The 18,706-nt window shown below is 55.0% G+C and carries 16 protein-coding genes; 10 read left to right on the forward strand and 6 right to left on the reverse strand.

Annotated elements, in window-relative coordinates:
• The first annotated feature begins 22 nt into the window (after nt 1-22).
• The 7 genes from purL to OEZ10_09825 all read left to right on the forward strand — a co-directional run bounded on the left by purL (nt 23) and on the right by OEZ10_09825 (nt 8,455).
• Nucleotides 23-3,970 carry a phosphoribosylformylglycinamidine synthase gene (gene purL, locus OEZ10_09795; protein MDH5633266.1) on the forward strand — a complete coding sequence of 1,316 codons (3,948 nt, stop codon included), beginning with the start codon at nt 23-25 and terminating at the stop codon, nt 3,968-3,970.
• 107 nt (nt 3,971-4,077) lie between these two features.
• The gene (locus tag OEZ10_09800; GenBank protein MDH5633267.1) at nt 4,078-5,490 is read left to right on the forward strand and encodes an MBL fold metallo-hydrolase; all 1,413 of its coding nucleotides are present in this window, start codon (nt 4,078-4,080) and stop codon (nt 5,488-5,490) included.
• Nucleotides 5,491-5,732: 242 nt separating this feature from the next.
• Entirely contained in the window at nt 5,733-6,371 is a 639-nt protein-coding gene (locus OEZ10_09805; protein MDH5633268.1) for a lytic transglycosylase domain-containing protein, read from the forward strand.
• Between the two features lie 94 nt (nt 6,372-6,465).
• On the forward strand, nt 6,466-6,972 hold the full coding sequence (locus tag OEZ10_09810) for an HPP family protein (protein ID MDH5633269.1): 507 nt from the start codon (nt 6,466-6,468) through the stop codon (nt 6,970-6,972).
• 20 nt (nt 6,973-6,992) lie between these two features.
• Nucleotides 6,993-7,289 carry a segregation and condensation protein A gene (locus tag OEZ10_09815; GenBank protein MDH5633270.1) on the forward strand — a complete coding sequence of 99 codons (297 nt, stop codon included), beginning with the start codon at nt 6,993-6,995 and terminating at the stop codon, nt 7,287-7,289.
• Nucleotides 7,290-7,353: 64 nt separating this feature from the next.
• Nucleotides 7,354-8,067, forward strand: coding sequence for a BPSS1780 family membrane protein (locus tag OEZ10_09820; GenBank protein MDH5633271.1), 714 nt, complete (start codon nt 7,354-7,356; stop codon nt 8,065-8,067).
• 79 nt (nt 8,068-8,146) lie between these two features.
• The gene (locus OEZ10_09825; protein MDH5633272.1) at nt 8,147-8,455 is read left to right on the forward strand and encodes a pyrimidine/purine nucleoside phosphorylase; all 309 of its coding nucleotides are present in this window, start codon (nt 8,147-8,149) and stop codon (nt 8,453-8,455) included.
• Between the two features lie 103 nt (nt 8,456-8,558).
• On the opposite strand, the gene htpG is transcribed toward OEZ10_09825, so the two are convergent.
• The 6 genes from htpG to OEZ10_09855 form a co-directional block, all read right to left on the reverse strand.
• Entirely contained in the window at nt 8,559-10,460 is a 1,902-nt protein-coding gene (gene htpG / locus OEZ10_09830) for a molecular chaperone HtpG (GenBank protein ID MDH5633273.1), read from the reverse strand.
• Between the two features lie 155 nt (nt 10,461-10,615).
• The gene (locus OEZ10_09835; protein ID MDH5633274.1) at nt 10,616-11,170 is read right to left on the reverse strand and encodes a hypothetical protein; all 555 of its coding nucleotides are present in this window, start codon (nt 11,168-11,170) and stop codon (nt 10,616-10,618) included.
• Complete coding sequence (locus OEZ10_09840; protein MDH5633275.1) at nt 11,170-12,288, reverse strand: sulfur reduction protein DsrS; 1,119 nt, start codon at nt 12,286-12,288, stop codon at nt 11,170-11,172. The genes OEZ10_09835 and OEZ10_09840 overlap by 1 nt, the downstream gene beginning before the upstream one ends.
• A gap of 11 nt (nt 12,289-12,299) precedes the next feature.
• Nucleotides 12,300-12,596: an antibiotic biosynthesis monooxygenase gene (locus OEZ10_09845; GenBank protein MDH5633276.1), complete on the reverse strand. Its 297-nt coding sequence runs from the start codon at nt 12,594-12,596 to the stop codon at nt 12,300-12,302.
• 10 nt (nt 12,597-12,606) lie between these two features.
• On the reverse strand, nt 12,607-14,019 hold the full coding sequence (locus tag OEZ10_09850) for a VWA-like domain-containing protein (protein ID MDH5633277.1): 1,413 nt from the start codon (nt 14,017-14,019) through the stop codon (nt 12,607-12,609).
• A complete protein-coding gene (locus OEZ10_09855) occupies nt 14,019-15,068 on the reverse strand; it encodes an AAA family ATPase (GenBank protein ID MDH5633278.1) in 1,050 nt (349 codons plus the stop codon). The genes OEZ10_09850 and OEZ10_09855 overlap by 1 nt, the downstream gene beginning before the upstream one ends.
• Before the next feature lie 835 nt (nt 15,069-15,903).
• Here OEZ10_09855 and OEZ10_09860 point away from each other — a divergent pair.
• From OEZ10_09860 to OEZ10_09870, 3 genes are all read left to right on the forward strand, one after another.
• Nucleotides 15,904-16,365 (forward strand): hypothetical protein, encoded by a 462-nt coding sequence (locus OEZ10_09860; GenBank protein MDH5633279.1) that lies wholly within the window; start codon nt 15,904-15,906, stop codon nt 16,363-16,365.
• A 122-nt stretch (nt 16,366-16,487) separates the two neighbouring features.
• Nucleotides 16,488-17,960 (forward strand): DUF4932 domain-containing protein, encoded by a 1,473-nt coding sequence (locus OEZ10_09865; protein ID MDH5633280.1) that lies wholly within the window; start codon nt 16,488-16,490, stop codon nt 17,958-17,960.
• 111 nt (nt 17,961-18,071) lie between these two features.
• Nucleotides 18,072-18,596: a GNAT family N-acetyltransferase gene (locus OEZ10_09870; GenBank protein ID MDH5633281.1), complete on the forward strand. Its 525-nt coding sequence runs from the start codon at nt 18,072-18,074 to the stop codon at nt 18,594-18,596.
• The last annotated feature ends 110 nt before the right edge of the window (nt 18,597-18,706 follow it).

Consider the following 18,706-nt stretch of genomic DNA (forward strand, 5'->3'; position numbering starts at 1 on the left):
TCAGTGATTTGGGGTCAGATAAATGTCGAGTTCAGGCAAGCATACGATAACAAGCATTCTTCACCTGCGCGGCGCACCGGCGCTGTCAACATTCAGGCATGACAAGCTGTTGTCGAAAATGCAGGCACTGGTGCCCGGCATCAGTCATGTCTATGCCGAGTACCTGCACTTTGCCGCACTGGAAAAACCATTAACCGAATCCGAACAGGCAACGCTGGATCGTATCCTGGTATACGGACCGGCAATGTCGACCGAGCAACCGGCCGGTGACTGTGTATACGTGATTCCGCGTATCGGTACCATTTCACCGTGGTCATCCAAGGCGACTGACATTGCCCATAATTGCGGCCTGGCTTCGGTGCATCGACTGGAGCGCGGTGTAGCCTGGTACATGGACAAGAGTGGCGATGCGCTCACTGCTGAAGAATTCCGGCTGGTCGCACCGCTGTTACATGATCGCATGATCGAGATGGTCACAACCGACTTGTCGGTTGCCGACAAGTTGTTTGATGAGCAAGAGCCGGCACCACTGCGCGTGGTGCCGTTGCTGGAGCGGGGGCGCACTGCACTGGAATCGGCCAATACCGAGTTTGGCCTGGCGCTTTCCGAAGACGAGATGGATTATCTCGTTGCCAATTTCACGCGCATGGGTCGCAATCCCACTGATGTCGAGCTGATGATGTTTGCCCAGGCCAACTCCGAGCATTGTCGGCACAAGGTATTCAATGCCGACTGGGTCATCAACGGCCGCAAGCAGAATGACTCGCTGTTCAAGATGATTCGTGAGAGTCATGAACTGAATCCCGGCGGTACCGTTGTTGCCTACAAGGACAATGCATCGGTGATTGAAGGTTTCAAAACCCGGCAGTTCTTCCCTGATCCAAAAAGTCATGAATACACCTACCAGGATCAGAACCTGCAAATCCTGATGAAAGTGGAAACCCATAATCATCCCACCGCCATATCACCGTTTCCCGGTGCCGCAACCGGTTCCGGCGGCGAGATTCGCGATGAAGGCGCAACCGGTCGCGGCTCCAAGCCCAAGGCCGGCATTACCGGCTTCAGTGTATCGAACCTGAACATTCCCGGTGCCACGCAACCCTGGGAGCGCCACTTCGGCAAACCGGATCGTATTGCCAGTGCGCTGGACATCATGATCGAAGGCCCCATTGGCGGTGCATCGTTCAATAATGAATTCGGCCGACCCAATATTGGTGGTTACTTCCGTACCTTTGAATCCGGTGCGACCGGTGAAGTCAGGGGGTATCACAAACCCATCATGCTCGCCGGTGGTATGGGCAATATTCGCGCTGAGCACGTACACAAGCAGGCGTTCCCGGCCGGAACCAGCATTGTTGTGCTGGGTGGCCCAGCCATGCTGATTGGCCTGGGCGGTGGTGCTGCGTCCAGTATGGCTACCGGCGCCAGCGCTGAAGACCTGGATTATGCATCGGTACAGCGCGGCAACCCGGAGATGGAGCGTCGCTGCCAGGAAGTCATCGACAAGTGCTGGGCCATGGGCGCTGCCAACCCGGTTCTGTCGATTCATGATGTCGGTGCCGGCGGTTTGTCCAACGCCTTGCCTGAACTTGTAGATGATGCCGGGCGTGGTGCCTTGTTCAACCTGCGCGAGGTCAACAGCGATCAGCCGGGCATGACACCAATGGAGCTGTGGTCCAACGAATCCCAGGAACGTTATGTGCTGGCCATCGACAGCGCCAGGCTCGGACTGTTCCGTGAATTGTGTGAGCGTGAGCGTTGTCCCTACAGCGTAGTGGGCGCGGCCACGTCAGAGCCGCGACTGGTACTGGAAGACAGTTATTTTGCCGATGACACCAGTGCTGATGCCGAGCGCCGCAAGCGTCCCATCGATATGGACATGTCGGTATTGCTGGGCAAGCCGCCACGCATGAAGCGTGACGTCAGGCGCATCAAGTTCAAGACGCCAAAATTCAATACAAAGAAGATCGATCTGCGCGACGCAACTTACCGCGTGCTCAGCCATCCAACGGTAGCCGACAAGACTTTCCTCATCAGCATTGGTGATCGCAGCGTAACTGGCATGGTGGCGCGCGACCAGATGGTTGGCCCGTGGCAGGTACCGGTTGCTGACGTTGCAGTCACAACCACAGGTTACGAAGGTTTCACCGGCGAAGCAGTTGCCATGGGTGAACGCACGCCATTGGCATTGATCAACCCGGCGGCCAGTGGTCGTATGGCTATTGGTGAAGCCATTACCAATATCGCCGCCAGTCGCATCGAAAAACTGCCCGACGTCAAATTGTCAGCCAACTGGATGGCCGCTGTCGGCCACCCCGGCGAAGACGCCGCGCTGTTTGATACCGTGCGCGCGGTGGCCACCGAGCTTTGCCCGGCGCTGGGCATCTCCATCCCGGTGGGCAAGGATTCCATGTCCATGAAAACCGTCTGGGGCGACGGCGAAGACAGGAAGCAGGTGACTGCGCCAATGTCATTAATCGTATCGGCGTTCAGCCCGGTCATGGATGTGCGCAAGACACTGACCCCGCAGCTGCGTACCGACAAGGGTGATACCGACCTGTTGTTCATTGATCTTGGCAAGGGTCGCAATCGCACCGGCGGCTCCATCCTGGCACAGGTATATGGCGAGTTAGGCCACGTGGCACCCGACGTGGACAAGCCGGAAATCCTGAAACTGTTCTTCCACGTGGTCCAGGCGCTGAACGAGCTGGGTTACGTACTGGCTTACCACGACCGTTCCGATGGCGGCTTGATGGCAACCCTGTGTGAAATGGCCTTTGCCGGGCACACAGGGTTGCAGGTCAATATCGATGACTTGGGCAGTGATCCGGCAGCAGTACTGTTCTCGGAAGAGCTGGGCGCCGTGCTGCAGATTCCGCGTACGCATCGCGCCGGCATTCTCGGTGCGTTGAAAAAAGCCGGTCTTGCAAGGTATTCACATATTATCGGCAGTCTGCGCAGTGATGATCGCTTCAGCATCAGCCACAAGGGCAAGATCCTGTTGTCCGAAGCGCGTATAGACCTGCAGCGTACCTGGTCCGAGACCACGTATCACATGCAAAGCCTGCGCGATAACCCGGTATGCGCGCAGGAGGAGTATGCGCGTATCCAGGATGCCAGTGATCCCGGCCTGCACGCACAACTGAGTTTCGATCCGCAGCAAGACATAGCGGCGCCGTTTATTAATACCGGTGTGCGCCCGACCATGGCCATCCTGCGTGAACAGGGTGTAAACGGCCACGTGGAAATGGCAGCCGCGTTTGACCGCGCCGGTTTCAGTTCTGTTGATGTCACCATGAGCGACATCATTGCCGGTCGCAAGAGCCTGAAGGATTTCCAGGGCATGGTTGCCTGCGGCGGATTCTCCTATGGCGACGTTTTGGGTGCCGGTGAAGGCTGGGCCAAGTCGATACTGTTCAACAGCCGCGCCCGTGATGACTTCTCTGCCTTCTTTGATCGCGAGGACAGTTTTGCCCTTGGCATCTGCAACGGCTGCCAGATGATGTCCAACCTGCATGAGCTGGTGCCGGGCACCGAGCGCTGGCCGCACTTTGTGCGCAACGAGTCGGAGCAATTCGAGGCGCGCATGGTCATGGTGCAGGTACCGGAAAACCCGTCATTGTTTCTCGATGGCATGGCCGGTTCCAACCTGCCCATAGTCGTTGCCCATGGTGAAGGCCGCGCTGAGTTCCGCCAGGATGCGGATGTAAAGGAAGTTATCGTGCGCAAGGAAGTGGCCATGTGTTACGTGGATAACCGAGGCGAACTGGCACACAGTTACCCGCTTAATCCCAATGGTTCCATTCATGGCATTACCGGCCTGACCACCAAGGATGGCCGATTCACTATCATGATGCCGCACCCGGAACGCCTGTTCCGTACCGTCAGCTGGTCATGGCATCCCGATGACTGGGGTGCAGATGGTCCCTGGCTGCGTATGTTCCGCAATGCTCGCAAGTGGCTGGGATAGTCATTAGTCATCTCGTCGGTCGCTGACCTGGGTCAAATCCTGCCGCATCGGAACGGGGGATACTGAAAGCCACCGTAACCGGCGCGGCAATCCGCCCGAGGCGTGCAATGACCCAGTCCGCCATGCAATACACGTGTTATGGCGCTGCCCAGGAAGTGACCGGCTCCTGCCATCTTGTTGAAGCCAACGGCTTCCGCGTTCTGCTTGATTGTGGCCTGATCCAGGGTTCCGACGAGGAAGAAGCGCGCAATGCCGAATCATTCCCCTTTGATGCGACCACGATCGACGCGGTTATCCTGAGTCATGCCCATATTGATCATTCCGGGCGGTTGCCGTTGTTGTTTCGCGCCGGGTTTACCGGCCCCATTTATACGCATGCGGCGACGCGCGACCTGTGCACAATCATGTTGCGTGATTCAGCATTCATTAACGAGCGCAATGCCGAATGGCTGAATCGCCATCGCAAGAATAACAATGGCGAACCAGTACAGCCGCTGTATAACCGCGACGATGTGGATGCGGTGATGACGCAGTTTGAGGCCGTGGAGTACGACGCTCGTATCAATGTGTTGCCCGGTATCGATGTACGCTTCAATGATGCCGGGCATATTCTGGGTGCCGGCATAGTCGAGTTATGGTTGAGCCAGGCGGACCGGCACTGCAAGCTGGTGTATTCCGGTGACCTCGGCTTTGGCGGGCGACCGGTGCTGCGTGACCCGACAACCATTGCCGATGCCGACATGGTGATTCTTGAGTCCACCTACGGCAATCGTAACCATCGCAGCCTCGAAGACACTTATGATGAACTGGAACAGATTCTTGGTGAAGCCGGGCAGGCCAGCGGCAACATCCTGATCCCGGCGTTTGCTGTTGGTCGGTCACAGGCGCTGCTGCACCTGTTTGCCAGGAACCGCACGCGCTGGCAGCTGAATCGCTGGCAGATTTTTCTCGACAGTCCCATGGCCATAGAAGCCACCGAAGTCTATTTTCGGCACGTGAAACTGTTGCGCAAGGACGCCCAGATGCTGTGGCGACCGGGACAACACAACGACGTTACCGATCAGCTCAGCCTGACGCGCACGGTGGAAGAATCCATGGCCATTAACCGGGTCAGCTCCGGCGCCATTATTATTGCCGCCAGCGGCATGTGTACCGGCGGTCGCATCCGTCATCACCTGAAACACCACATCGGTCGCAAGACCAGCCATGTCATTATTGTCGGCTACCAGGAGCGGGGTACGCCCGGCCGGGCGCTGGTGGACGGTGCGCGTGAACTGCGGCTGATGGGCAAGCGCTACCCGGTAGCAGCGACTATCCATACTGTTGGCGGCTTGTCCGCCCACGCAGACCAGGCAGGATTGCTGGCCTGGTACCGGGCATTCAGGGACGCGCCACCGGTGGTGCTGGTGCACGGCGAACCGGACGCGCAGTTGTCGCTGCAGCAACAGCTTGAACCGATTGCGCCGTCGGTCACCGTGGCCCGGTTTGGTCATTCCATTCCCTTGCCGGAACATTCATAACATGACCCCATTTGGGGAATTGCCTTGATTTTGTAAGTGCGCATGAGCGTCAAGCTGGCGACGCGGTGTAGCCATGCTAAAATCAGGAAAAATGCCTCACCGATCGTCAATTGATCGAAAATTCAGACAGTTGCGTGCATTTTTGGCCATTTGATCAGGGTTGGCACGATGGTTGCTGTGGTTAAAGCCCAAGAACGGGGTGAACGATAGCAATGCTGAGAGGCTGAACTAGGACTCGTATAATGTTGAAAACAGTAAGAAAAATAATGGTCAACTTGGGCTGTGTAGTCATGGCGTCGCTGGGGGCGATGTCGGCGCAGGCTGCCATTTATGTCTACCAGTTGCCCGATGGCTCACGCATCATTACCGACCACGCGGTGCAGAGCAAGGATTACAAGCTGGTACGTTCCAGCCAGACTGTCGAAGGCGTCGGCATGGTGGCTGCCAACCGGGCGCCGCAGTTTTTCCGGGCCGATCCGTCCAGTTACGACCGGGTGATTGCGCAAATGGCGCGCCGCTACGAAGTCGATCCGGCGCTGGTCAAGGCCGTGGTCCACGCGGAATCGGCATTCAACCCTTATGCCACGTCGCACAAGGGCGCATCCGGCCTGATGCAGTTGATGCCAGGCACTGCCGAAATCTACGGCGTCAACAATATCTATGACCCGGTACAGAATATCCGCGCCGGCGTGCGCTACCTGCGGGACTTGCTGACCCAGTACGACGACAAGGTTCACCTGGCCGTGGCCGCCTACAATGCCGGCCCGACAGCGGTGGCCCGCTATCGCGGCATTCCGCCGTTTGACGAAACCCAGGAATACGTGCGCAAGGTGCTGCGCTACAAGAAGCATTATTCCAGCGTCGCCCGTTCCGGCGCCTGAGCAACGGCGGCCGCAGTTCGTATTTGCCTTGATGGCCATCAGCGGGTAGTTTCCGGTCTGTTGTTGAAAAACCCGGACCGGGAAGACCCGTCTCATGCAGATCATTGCCCGTGATTTCAGGAAAAACGCCAGGCCCTATGTCATCCAGTCGGTGCTGGCGACACTTGCCATCCTGCTCATCCTGTTATTCCTGGACGTCTTCACCCATACGGCCCTGATCGCCACCCTCGGCTCCAGCGTTTTCCTGGTCTTTACCCGTCCTCATGCATTCGGTTCCCGGCCGCGGTCATTGCTGGGTGGCTATGGCATCGGCATAGTCGTGGGCGTGGTATTCTATTACCTGTCGCACCTGCCGGAGATGGCGCAAATCCCGATTTCCCAGGCAACGACCTACATTGTATTTAGCGCACTGTCTGTAGGTTGCGCCATTTTCCTGATGGTGATTACCTCTGCCGAACATCCGCCGGCGGCGGGCATGGCGCTGGGCCTGGTGATCAACACCTGGACTATCAAGGCGTTGATCGTGATTATGCTGGCGGTGGTGTTTATGGCGGTACTGCGACGGGCGTTGCAGAACTTTATGATTGATCTCGTAGAATGACTATTGAATACAGGTGATGAATGTCTGAATCAAATTTGAATGATCACAAGGAATACCGCGTGCTGCAGGCCATGAAGATCACGCTGACCAGCGTGGTCAAGGATACGGCGACACCGCCGGACCTGAAACATCCCCTGACCGAAGACACGGTGGAAAACATTCGTCAATGCCTGATGCTGATCAGTGCGCGCGAACAGGAACTGATGGCCGAGTTCGGCCTGGAGTCGACGCTGCGTCCGCGTTTCACTGACGAGCCGAGCAAGGTGACAGCCATTTCCATCGACAAGATTGGCGGCCGCAAACCCAAAGACAAGTAAACGCCAGCGCCGCCCGGTGCCGGGCAATATAATCACGGCAAAATAATCATAAAGGGGAGGAGTCATGACCATTAACCGCGTCAGTATCAGTCACGGCTGGGACTGGCTTGCCCATGCCTGGCGCTTGTTCATGCGCGAACCGGGGCTTGCCATCGGCCTGTTCCTGACGATTGCCGGCATCCAGTTGCTGGTATCGCTTATGCCTGTTATCGGCCAGATTGTCGGCACTCTCGTGGCGCCGGTATTTGGCGGCGGCTACCTGTATTTCGCCCGCCGGCTTGATCGCAACGACGAGGTCGAGTTTGGCGACCTGTTCCACGCGTTCAGGCAACCGGGAAAACTCGGCCCGATGCTGACCCTGGGTGCAATCAACATGGCATTGGCCATCGTTGCTGTTATTCCGCTGCTGGTGGCAGTGGCCGGTTATATGGAGCTTGTGTCCGGATCAGACCCTGATATAAGCATGATTGGTGTTGTGACCAGCACCATGACTGCCATGATTATTGCCCTGGTCGTTATTTCCATTGTCATTATGCTCATGTATTTTGCTGTGCCACTGGTGATGCTTGCCGACGTGGACGCGGGCAAGGCATTGAAGATCAGTTTCTTCTCCTGCCTGCGCAATTTCCTGCCGTTGACACTGTACAGTATTGTCGTGCTGGTGTTGGCGATGGTAGCCGCAATACCGCTGGGTCTGGGCCTGATAGTTGTCATACCGGTGCTCATGTTATCCCAGTATGCAGCCTACAAGGACATCTTCGAGGGCGTGCAGGTCTGATGTTGCTGGTGATCCGGATCGGTATTACTCCGGGCAGAATTGATTTTGAAAAACTCGTTAAACCGGAAGGAAGCAAACGATGTCAGAGTTTGAACATGTTACCGTTGTCAGGGAAGCCAATGTCTATTTTGATGGCAAGGTAACCAGCAGAACCGTCAAGTTTGAAGATGGCAGCAGGAAAACCCTGGGTATCATGATGCCCGGTGACTATGAATTTGGCACCGACACCAACGAACTGATGGAAATCCTGTCAGGCGAACTGGAAGTGAAACTGCCTGGCGAAGACTGGAAAACCGTCAACGGCGGTGAAAGCTTCGAAGTACCCGCCAACGAGAAGTTCCAGCTAAAGATAAAAACCGTCACGGATTATTGTTGCAGCTACTTTTGATCCATTGGGCCGAGGTTGGTGCACGACTCATGCAACAAACAAAAAGCCCGGCTCATGGTGTCATGGCCGGGCTTAAAACGTTGAAAAGCTGAAAACGAAAAGACTACTTGCTCAGTTCAATCATGATCTCGTTCATGCGCTTGACGAAGCTGGCCGGGTCGTCCAGCTGACCACCTTCACTCAACAGCGCCTGGTCAAACAGGATGTTGGCCCAGTCATCAAAACGCTGCTCATCGGCTTCAGTCTTGATGCGTTGCACCAGTGGATGTTCCGGGTTGATTTCCAGTATCGGCTTGCTGCCGGCAATGCTCTGGCCTGCAGCCTTGAGTATGCGCTCCAGGTTGGCGCTCATGTCATGCTCGCCGGCCACCAGGCACGCCGGTGAGCTGGTAAGACGATGGGTTACGCGCACTTCCTTGACCTTTTCATCAAGCAGCTTCTGAATCCGGTCGGTGAGATCCTTGTAATCCTTGGCCGATTCTTCCTGCTTCTGTTTTTCGTCCGTGTCTTCCAGGTCGCCGAGATCCAGTTCACCCTTGGTGACTGATTGCAACGGCTTGCCGTCGAATTCATTCAAGCCGGACAGCATCCATTCATCAACGCGGTCGGCCAGCAGCAGCACTTCAATTTCCTTCTTGCGGAAGATTTCCAGGTGCGGGCTGTTTTTCGCCGCGGCGAAGCTGTCAGCGGTAATATAATAAATTGCCTTCTGTTCCGGCTTCATGCGCGAGACATAGTCTTCCAGCGAGATGGCCTGTTCTTCCCTGTCATCGTGGGTGGAAGCAAAACGAATCAGCTTGGCCAGCGTTTCACGGTTGGCAAAGTCCTCGGCCAATCCTTCTTTCATGACCTTGCCGAATTCTTTCCAGAAACCGGCATACTTTTCCGGTTCCTTTTTGGCCATGTCACCGAGCATGCCCAGTATTTTCTTTACCGAGCCGGCACGGATACCGTCGATCTCCTTGCTCTGCTGCAGGATTTCGCGCGATACGTTCAACGGCAGGTCATTGGAATCGATTACGCCACGTACAAAACGCAGGTAGGTGGGCATTAACTGTTCGGCATCATCCATAATAAAGACACGGCGCACGTACAGCTTGACGCCATGACGACTGTCGCGATCCCACAGGTCAAACGGTGCCCGCGATGGAACGTACAGCAGCGATGTGTATTCCTGCTTGCCTTCAACGCGGTTGTGCGACCACGCCAGCGGGTCTTCGAAGTCGTGTCCTACATGCTTGTAGAACTCCTTGTATTCGTCTTCGCTGATCTCATTCTTCGGTCGCGCCCACAATGCTGATGCGCTGTTGACGGTTTCCCATTCTTCGGCTGCCTGCGTGTCATCATCACCGGTTGCTTCGGCTTTCATGCGAATCGGCAGCGTGATGTGATCAGAGTATTTCTTGATAATGCTGCGCAGGCGGTAGCCATTGAGGAATTCATCCTCGCCATCACGCAGGTGCAATACGATTTGTGTACCGTGGTTGTCACAGTCAACGGTTTCGATGGAATAATCACCTTCACCGGCGGATTCCCAACGTACGCCGTGTTCCTTGCCAAGACCGGCGCGACGCGTGGTCAATGTCACCTTGTCGGCAATAATAAAGGCGGAGTAGAAACCAACGCCGAACTGGCCGATGAGATGCGCGTCCTTGGCCTGGTCGCCGGTCAGCGAATCAAAGAATTGCCTGGTGCCGGACTTGGCGATGGTGCCGATATTCTCCACCACCTCGGCGCGGTTCATGCCGATGCCGTTGTCGCGAATGGTGATGCTGCGCGCATCCTTGTCAAACTCCAGCTCAATCTTCAGCTCGCTGTCGTTCTCGTACAGCGCATCGTCAGACAGGGCCTCGAAGCGCAGCTTGTCAGCGGCATCAGAGGCATTGGAGACAAGCTCGCGCAGAAAGATTTCCTTGTTGCTGTACAGCGAATGAATCATCAGCTGCAGCAGTTGCTTGACTTCCGTCTGGAATCCCAGGGTTTCCTTGTGCGTGTCGACTGTCATGGTGGGTCTGCTCCTGTAAAACGTGTTTTTCGCAATGGGGCAGAAATGGGGGTGGTGCGCGGGAATTTCAACCAGTCCTCACACCTGGTCGGGAATCCGGACCGGGGCGCAGGCTTCCCGAACGTGGACCCGGTGCAAGCGGCCGGGGCGGATCTTCAGTCAGCGGCGTCCATCTGGTGGGATTCGGTGATGTCGACGCTCTCGAATTCCGGCTCCAGCCAGTTACGCATTTTGTGTGCTGCCAGCTTGTTGTAGTCCTCGGTATTAATGCCGGCTTTTTCGATGGAGCTGGCGATCACGCCGATGCGGATACGGTTGGGGCTGTAGTGCTGGGTCAGCGAGTTAAGCGCATTGGCATCACCCGGTCGCACCCGCGGCAGGGTCATGGCCACGGATTGAATATTGGCAAACTTGATGTTGGAAAACGGTTCGCGCAGCCGGGTCTGGATCTTGCGCCGGGCCGTTTCCGCGACCATGGCGGCCACGTGTTCGGCCGCCGCGACCAGGTCCATGTCCAGCGCCTGCTTCTGAATAAAATAATCCAGCGCCGGGTAGTAACCCAGCTTGTGTTCGCGCACGTACTGGTCGACTTCGCCCGCCAGCGTCGGGCCAATAGCCAGCACCGGTTCGCCCATTTCCCGGCGCAGTTGTTCCAGCGGCACCGTTACCGTCAGCGTCAAGTGCGTACGTAGAATCTGTATGCCTGCCATTAGCCGCGCCCCAGCAATACTGCAAGTTGTTCGAAGATGGGCGCCGTCACCGGCGCCAGGCGTTTGCGCATGACCGTGCCGACGGCATCGCTGCGGGCAAACACCGGTGTCACCACGGCATCACCACAGCGGCCGAGTATCAACAACGCCGTGAGCTCGCGCTGCAAGTCCGGCAATTCGCCCAGTGCCTCGATCAATTCCATATCGCGACCGCCTTCGCATTGGCCCTGGCATTCGCTGATAATGCTGTCGATGTCCTGTTCGCGCTGGTTGTCGCAGCCGTAATCCAGGTAGTCGCGCATGGCATTGAGCAGGGCCACCACGTCATCCTGGTTATAGGGTTTCTGCAACACGGTTTCAGTTACCTGCAAGAAGGTCTGGCCGCCATCGCTCAGGGTCTTGTTGAGCAGGGCCACATAGCGGTTGCGTGCTGCCAGCGTGGCCAGCTTGTTACTGTGCTGATCGTAATCGTGGCGCGCCGCCTGCAGTTCCGGCAGCCTGTCGGGCATGGCGCGCAGAAAGCCGACCAGGTAGGCGCGTTTCTTGCGACCCTTGTCCCATAACTTGCGCTGCCGGTCTTCATCAAGCAGTCCGGGCTTGAGCATCAGGCGCACGCTTTCAATCATTAACAGCGGTTCGGTTTCAAAGGCCAGGTGTTCATACAGGTGTTCCGCCAGCACCTTGCCCATGCTGCCGTTGACGACAACATCACGTTCCAGCATGTGCCGCGCCATTTCCGATGTCGGTGATGTCCACCACACCAGTCTTGCCAGTTCATCGGTCAGGCCCGGCGCACCGGCCACCGCCAGCACGGCTTCGGGTTCACCCAGTTTCAACAACTCGGGCAGGTTGTCATCAGACTTCTGGCCCATGCGTGTCCAGCGCTTTAGGTACACCGGGTAGCCGCCGGGTGATCCCAGTACCTGGCCGGACAACAGTTCACGCACGTAACGCAGGTAGCGCTCATGGTTGCAGTTGGGGCTGAGTTGCACCTTGGCTTCTTCGTTGCCGCGCAGGGCATAAAGAATCATGTTGTTTTCGTCGATGCGCACGGCATCGAAAGGATTGGCCAGCAATACGTTCAGTCGAAGCTGGTCCTGGCTGGATAGTTGTTCCAATGTTCGTCCTGCTAGGGTTTTACGTTGGTTTCAGTGCGGAGTATATCGGTAATCTCGACACGGTATGAGCGGTACCACTTGTCGCGACCCTTTTGCTGCGCCTGCTGGTGTTCAGGATCTGCCGCCCACTGCCTGATCTGGTCGGAAGTATACCAGTAGGAAATACTCACTTCGTTATCGCCTTCACAGACGCTGTGAAACTCAACACAGCCGTATTGGCTCATGGCCAACTCGCGCATGCGCGCCGCGGTGGCGAAGTAGTCATCATCCAGTTCGTTGATCTGGGCGCGAAAAATCACGGCTTTCATGGCGCTTGCCTTACTGGTTCAGCTGTATGCGCTGGCCCCAGGGTACCTTGCTCTTGCCCTTGACCAGCCACAAAACCGGGAAATCCGGCGCCCGTTCGGGAAAGTGACCGTCGGCGTCGGTGAAGTACACCATTATATCAGGCTGCTTGTCCTGCTGCCGGGCCCATTCAAAGGCCGGCGCAAAGTCGGTGCCGCCACCACCTTCGAGGCTTTCCGGCAGGCTGATCTCTTCCCAGGGTTCGTAGCGCCACGGGCCACCGACATTGAGCTTGTCATCGCAGGCGTGCAGGGTGACGCGCGCCCGTAACTGGCCCTTGAGCGCGTTGACCTCGGAAATGAACTCCTTCATTTCGCCATCCTTGATGGAACCGGAGGTATCCAGTACCACGGTGACATCCACCTGCGATGAATGCAGGCTTGGCAGAATGGCATCGCCTTCACGGCGGTTGGACGGCCGGGCGAAGTTGTAATCATCGCGGGCAACGTTGGACAGGTAGCGCGACAACAGCATGCGCCACGGCAGTTGCGGTTGCAGCAGGTGGTCCACCATGCGCGCCATCGAGCCGCTCATCTTGCCGGCCTGGATGGCCGATTGCGCGGCACCGGCCATGCGTTGCTGCCACTGTATCGCCAGCGATTCCATTTCCGTCTGGCTTAAAGGTGGCGGCTTGGCGGCGCCACGCTGTTGTTCATCGGGCTGGCCGGGCTGGCTGGAGTGTTCGGTGTCACCGTCAGGTGTATGACGGCGTCCGCGTTGTTCGTTTTGACCATTGCCACCGGAAGCGCGTTGGTTATCATCGGGCTGTTGTTGCCCCTGGCCTTGCTGTTGCCTGGGTTGATCCTGTTCACCCTGCGGCGGCGTATCGGAGTCACGTTGATCCGTGTCGTCGCGCTGATTAGAGTCGTGCTCATCACTCTTGTTCTGGCTGTCCTGGTCCTGGTTCTTTTCGTTCTTGTCATCGCCATCGCTGGAGTCATCATCATAAAGATGCTGGTCCATGGGCCCGTCATTGTTGTGCTCGTCAATGAACGGGTAGATTTCTTCGGCGGTCATGCCTTCGTAATCCGGCATGTATAACGCGTTAGGCGGGTACTTCATGCCATCGGCAATGAGCAGCGGGTTAATGGCGTAATCGCAGGCCACGTCCCAGCGGTGCTTGATACGGTGTTGCCGGCGCACAAAGTGCGACAGCGCGCAGTGCAACGCCTCGTGCGCCAGCACGAACTGGCATTCCTCCAGCGTCAGCTGGTTGATGTAGTCATGGTTGTAATAGAGCTTGCGTGCATCGGTGGCCGTGGTCTTGCACCAGTCGGGATTGGCCTCCACCATGGGCAGGCGCAACACCAGCGCGCCGAGGAACGGCTTGTCAAGAATAAGCCGTGTCCGCGCTGCCGCCAGCTTGGTTTCGATGTCTTGTGCCATCAGCCTTCAAACAACATCACGTCCGCAATTTGCTTGGCCCAGTCAACAAACTGGGGCACTTCAAACAAGGCCTGGCCGACAGCGCGATGCATGTCCGACACCAGCATCACACCCATTTCGCGTTGACTGAAGCGGCCGGCGTAATCCAGTATGTGGCCGTAAATGGTCGCCGCCTCCGCGGTAGCGCGGGCCTTGATGGCACGGCCCACCAGTGCCGCCGCCACCGCGTACTGCAAATCAATTTCTTTCGGTACCGGCACATCCTTCACACCATTAATAATGGCGTCGATATCCGGCAGGTTGTCGAGGTTGTCGACAAAGGCCTTCAGCTCAATACCGGCAGCAGGGCCGATCGATGCCTGCAAGCCATCAAGTAGCAAGTCCGGGTGATCATGAAACTTCTGCATGGCACGATGGGCAAACTCCCAGGACCGTGGCGACGGAAATGCCACCGGGTTATGCGCCGGGTCGAAATCAAACAACAGCTCCGGGCGAAATCGCAGGAACGCGATAACACGCTCATCGATGCCGTTGGCATAGGCCCAGGCGACCCAGTCGTCCAGGTGTGCCTCCACCTCGTAGTGCGAGAAGCGGTTGGCCAGCGGCGCCGGCATGGCATAAGTGACGCCGCGGTCACCCTGGCGATTACCGGCGGCAAAAATGGCCCAGCCCTCGGGCACCGAGTATTCGCCCAGCCGACGATCCAGTATTAATTGGTACGCGGCCGCCGAGACGGTCGGTGCCGCCGAGGTGATTTCGTCCAGGAACAGGATGCCCTTGTTGCCGTGGCGCTCGGCATTGGGCAGCAAGGACGGGATCGCCCATTCCACCATGTCGCCACTGCGAAACGGGATGCCGCGCAGGTCGGTGGGCTCCATCTGCGACAGCCGGATATCGATCATCGGTACACCATGTTTGGCCGCGGTCTCGGCCACCATTTGTGACTTGCCCACGCCCGGCGGGCCCCACAGCATGACAGGGGTGTGGTGGCCTTCGGCCGTGCTCCGGAATTCCCGGTCCAGAATGCCCAGGATATGTGCTGGACGCATACGCTAACTCCTTGAATTACAAGCGGCCTGGCGGCCGGTACATCCGGCAGGAAGTGTAGCATTTTGGCCGGATTTTGTTTGCCATGGGAAATGGGAGGGTTTTGGTGTCGCCCGGAACCGGAGGTGACGCCCCGACACGGGACGTGTGGGGTGCTCATAATGAACCCAGCAGGGTTCTATGAGATATCCATAATGAAGCACGAAGTGGTTCTATGCGTTCAGGAATCCAGGGATTTTTTCTTTTTGCTGCTACGCAGCGTACTAATGGGGTTTCGCCCCCAAACGACGAGTCCATTTCTTTTGCTCGTCCAAAAGAAATGGACGAAAGAAAACGACGCCCCGCTGTCCTTAACCGTCTTGGCCTGGTGGCGCGCCTTCACGACAAATCCGCTCAGAGCTCGCCGGTGAAAAATGGGGTCGGACACAGGGAGCGCGAAGCGCGAGTCGGCTCTGACCCCAATTTTTCACTCGGGCTCAAACACGCCGAGCGGATTTCGTTCCGGCTCGCGCCACCGCCAAGACAAGGACAGAAGGGGAGGAAACCATCGTGCCCCGGTTTAGAATGAGTTCAACAGGAAAAAGACTGGATTGATCGGGGTCAGACCAAGGGAACCCGAAGGGTGAGTCTGCTCTGACCCCTGATCATCAGATCTTGCTAGGTTAGTTGTCTGCCTATCCCGTAATCGTAAATCCCCCAAACCGGTGTTCCAGCCTGTAAATCCGGTGTTATACTAATTATTACTATATAAATAATGTCGATAAATAGTATGCGGCATACCATATTGAGATAGGAAGCCGCTTCCTAATACACTGTTAGAAAACAATGGAAAGTAATGTGGATATCTCAGAAATAGCAGCTTGGTGGGGCGCGGTAATCGCAACAATTGTTCTCGTTTGGGATGTAATCAAATGGAAAAAGAGTCGAGCCAATGTAAGAGTATCTGCATCGCCAAATATGCAATCTGTAAATAAACCTGAAGGCCGCCTTGAAGACGAAAAGCATATTTTTGTTGAAGTTGTAAATCAAAGTGATAGGTTAACAACAATTACCCATCTCGTAACAAAACACTACAGTAATATTTGGAAACGATTATTTAATAAACCAGATATGCAAGGTGTAGTAACGGAGCCAATTGGCCGTCAACCAATCCCGTATGAACTAGAACCTGGAAAAAGATGGACTGGAATGATAAGCCAAGCTGATGTTGAAGAAAAAACAGAAAAAGGTGGTTATCTATTTTGCGGAATCCACCATACATCCAGTAATAAAGCAGTCTATGTTAGGGTTAAGTTGTAATAATGTTTTCTAAGAAGAAAAGGGGTAGAGAAAAGGGGTCAGTACCCTTTTTATGGCATTTGAAACTTAGTCGTCAATCCTGATCGGTTTGGTTGCTAACACTCCACACAAAGGAACAAAAAATGGCATCCGGGATTACCAATAAGCCAGTGGAAATGTCAATCAGCATATTTTCTGTAGCCGTGTTCAGAATTATCTTTGTGACACTAGTGTTAGCTTTGTCGGCGACGGCATGTACACAAAATAAATTGCCGATCATTAAATCAACCAAGGATGCTATCAGTATTAAGGATGGTGAAGGGGCAAAAAAATCGGGCTGGCGTCTTAATTCTAATCTCAAACCAGATATTTACAATGCACAGCTGATCGACGGAAAACCGCATAAGGTAATATTTATTACTGATGTCGATTCGATCAGTTTCATGGTAGAGGAGGGTAACAAGTATGACTTTATCATACAGAAAGGTGAGGAGCTTTATTATACGCAGATCGTGGGAAAACGACATATTCCGGCAGCCGTATTTGATAAAGAGTATCAGTCCGCACACCGTGGAAAAATCTTTGTTGAGGTTCCGGAAGTATATGAGCTCGTCAATGTTGCTCTTTCCTTGACTCCAACACTTAGTCAGACTCAGTATATGGTGTACAAGGATTCAGACTATTATGCAAGAATGGTGCAATGGTTTGACAAGCATCGCAGCCATCCACTTATTGGCAGCCTGGAAAAAGTGGTGCAAAAGGAACTAGTGCATTATGTCAAATTGAAAAGCAATGGCTACGCTTTCAAGTTTGATAACAATTCCAGGATTGTGCAGAGCAAGATTTATGATCGCATAGGATTTTGGGGTTCCAATGACTTGAGGGAATACCTTGATCAAATGCAATCATTTTCTGATGATAGCAATTTTCGGGAGTTTTATAAACAGAACGCGAAAACGTACCAAGATCAGATCACGTTTTATCGAGACACGGCAAACATAGCCGGGATGGTCGATTGGCTGGACAAAAACTTTCCCAATTCGAAGAGTTATGACGCGTATAAGGTCATTTTTTCACCGTTGGTTTATGGTACCCAAAACGCTGCATGGTTCGAAAGCAATGGTTTCAAGGAGCTCCAGGCGCATGTCAACTTTCCTTACCCTTGGGAACGCAAGGACAAGTCCGGCAGAAAGATTAAAATGAAAAAGAAAACCGATACACTTTTACGGACTGTAACGGTTTTCACAGAAATTAATCACGGCTACATTAACCCGGAAGCCGAAAAATACACGGATCGCATTCTCGAGGCGGCTGCTGATCAAGACAAATGGGTGGATAGAAGTATCAATCCTTATTATAACGGCGGCATGGCGGTCTTTCTCGAATATATGAATTGGGGGCTGATTGATCTTCTCGCAAATGATCTTCTTCCTGCGGGAGACCATGGCATTGTGATGGATTCGATTAATAAGCAGATGGTCAAGGGGCGAGGTTTTCGTCAATTCAATGAATTTAGTAAAAATCTTCTGAAGTTGTACCGTAACCGGAAACCGGGTCAGACGATTGCTGATTTATATCCGCAGATCATCGAATGGTTTGAAAACAATAAACCCTGATAAACCCATCCGCTAAAGGGGCCGGAGGGATAAAAAAATAGGCAAAAACTGGTTGGTAGCGAGTAATGCGTAACCGCTTCTTCCCTGGAAAATCTGCCTGGTCTACAAGCAATGACACGAATCAAAACAGAACGACTGACGCTTCGGCCATTTGTGCTTGCTGATGCCGCGACGGTACAGAGGCTGGCGGGTAATCCGAATGTGTCCAAAACCACGAGGAATATTCCTTATCCTTATGAGGATGGGATGGCGGAATCCTGGATTGGGGCGATTACCGCCGCCATTGCGCGGGGTGCCATGCTGAGCCTGGCGGTGGAGCGTAATCAAGATGGCAGTCTGCTGGGTTCGGTGGGTCTGATTTCGATCAAGGATTCGACTGCGGAGATCGGCTACTGGATTGGTGAGCCGTATTGGGGACGCGGCTATTGTACCGAGGCGGTGAAGGCGATCATCGATCATGCTTTTGATGAGCTTAATCTCATCACTATTATTGCCGAGCATTTAACCGCCAAGCCGGCGTCGGGCAGGGTGATGATCAAGGCTGGTATGACCCATATGAAAACGGTGTTCATGGAGTGCCGGGATAGCGTGCGGGCATCGGTGGAGATTTACCAGATAGAGCGCCCCGTGCCATAACGGCTACGAATGCGTGCGCTGTGATCCAGTTCCCAATAAGGCGGATGGGACGGTTTCGCTGCTTGTTTCCCATAATATTCGTACTAATATTTGTGTGTTACGTACTGAAT

Source organism: Gammaproteobacteria bacterium (assembly GCA_029880545.1).
In the GTDB taxonomy this organism is placed as follows: domain Bacteria; phylum Pseudomonadota; class Gammaproteobacteria; order Acidiferrobacterales; family SZUA-150; genus JAOUOD01.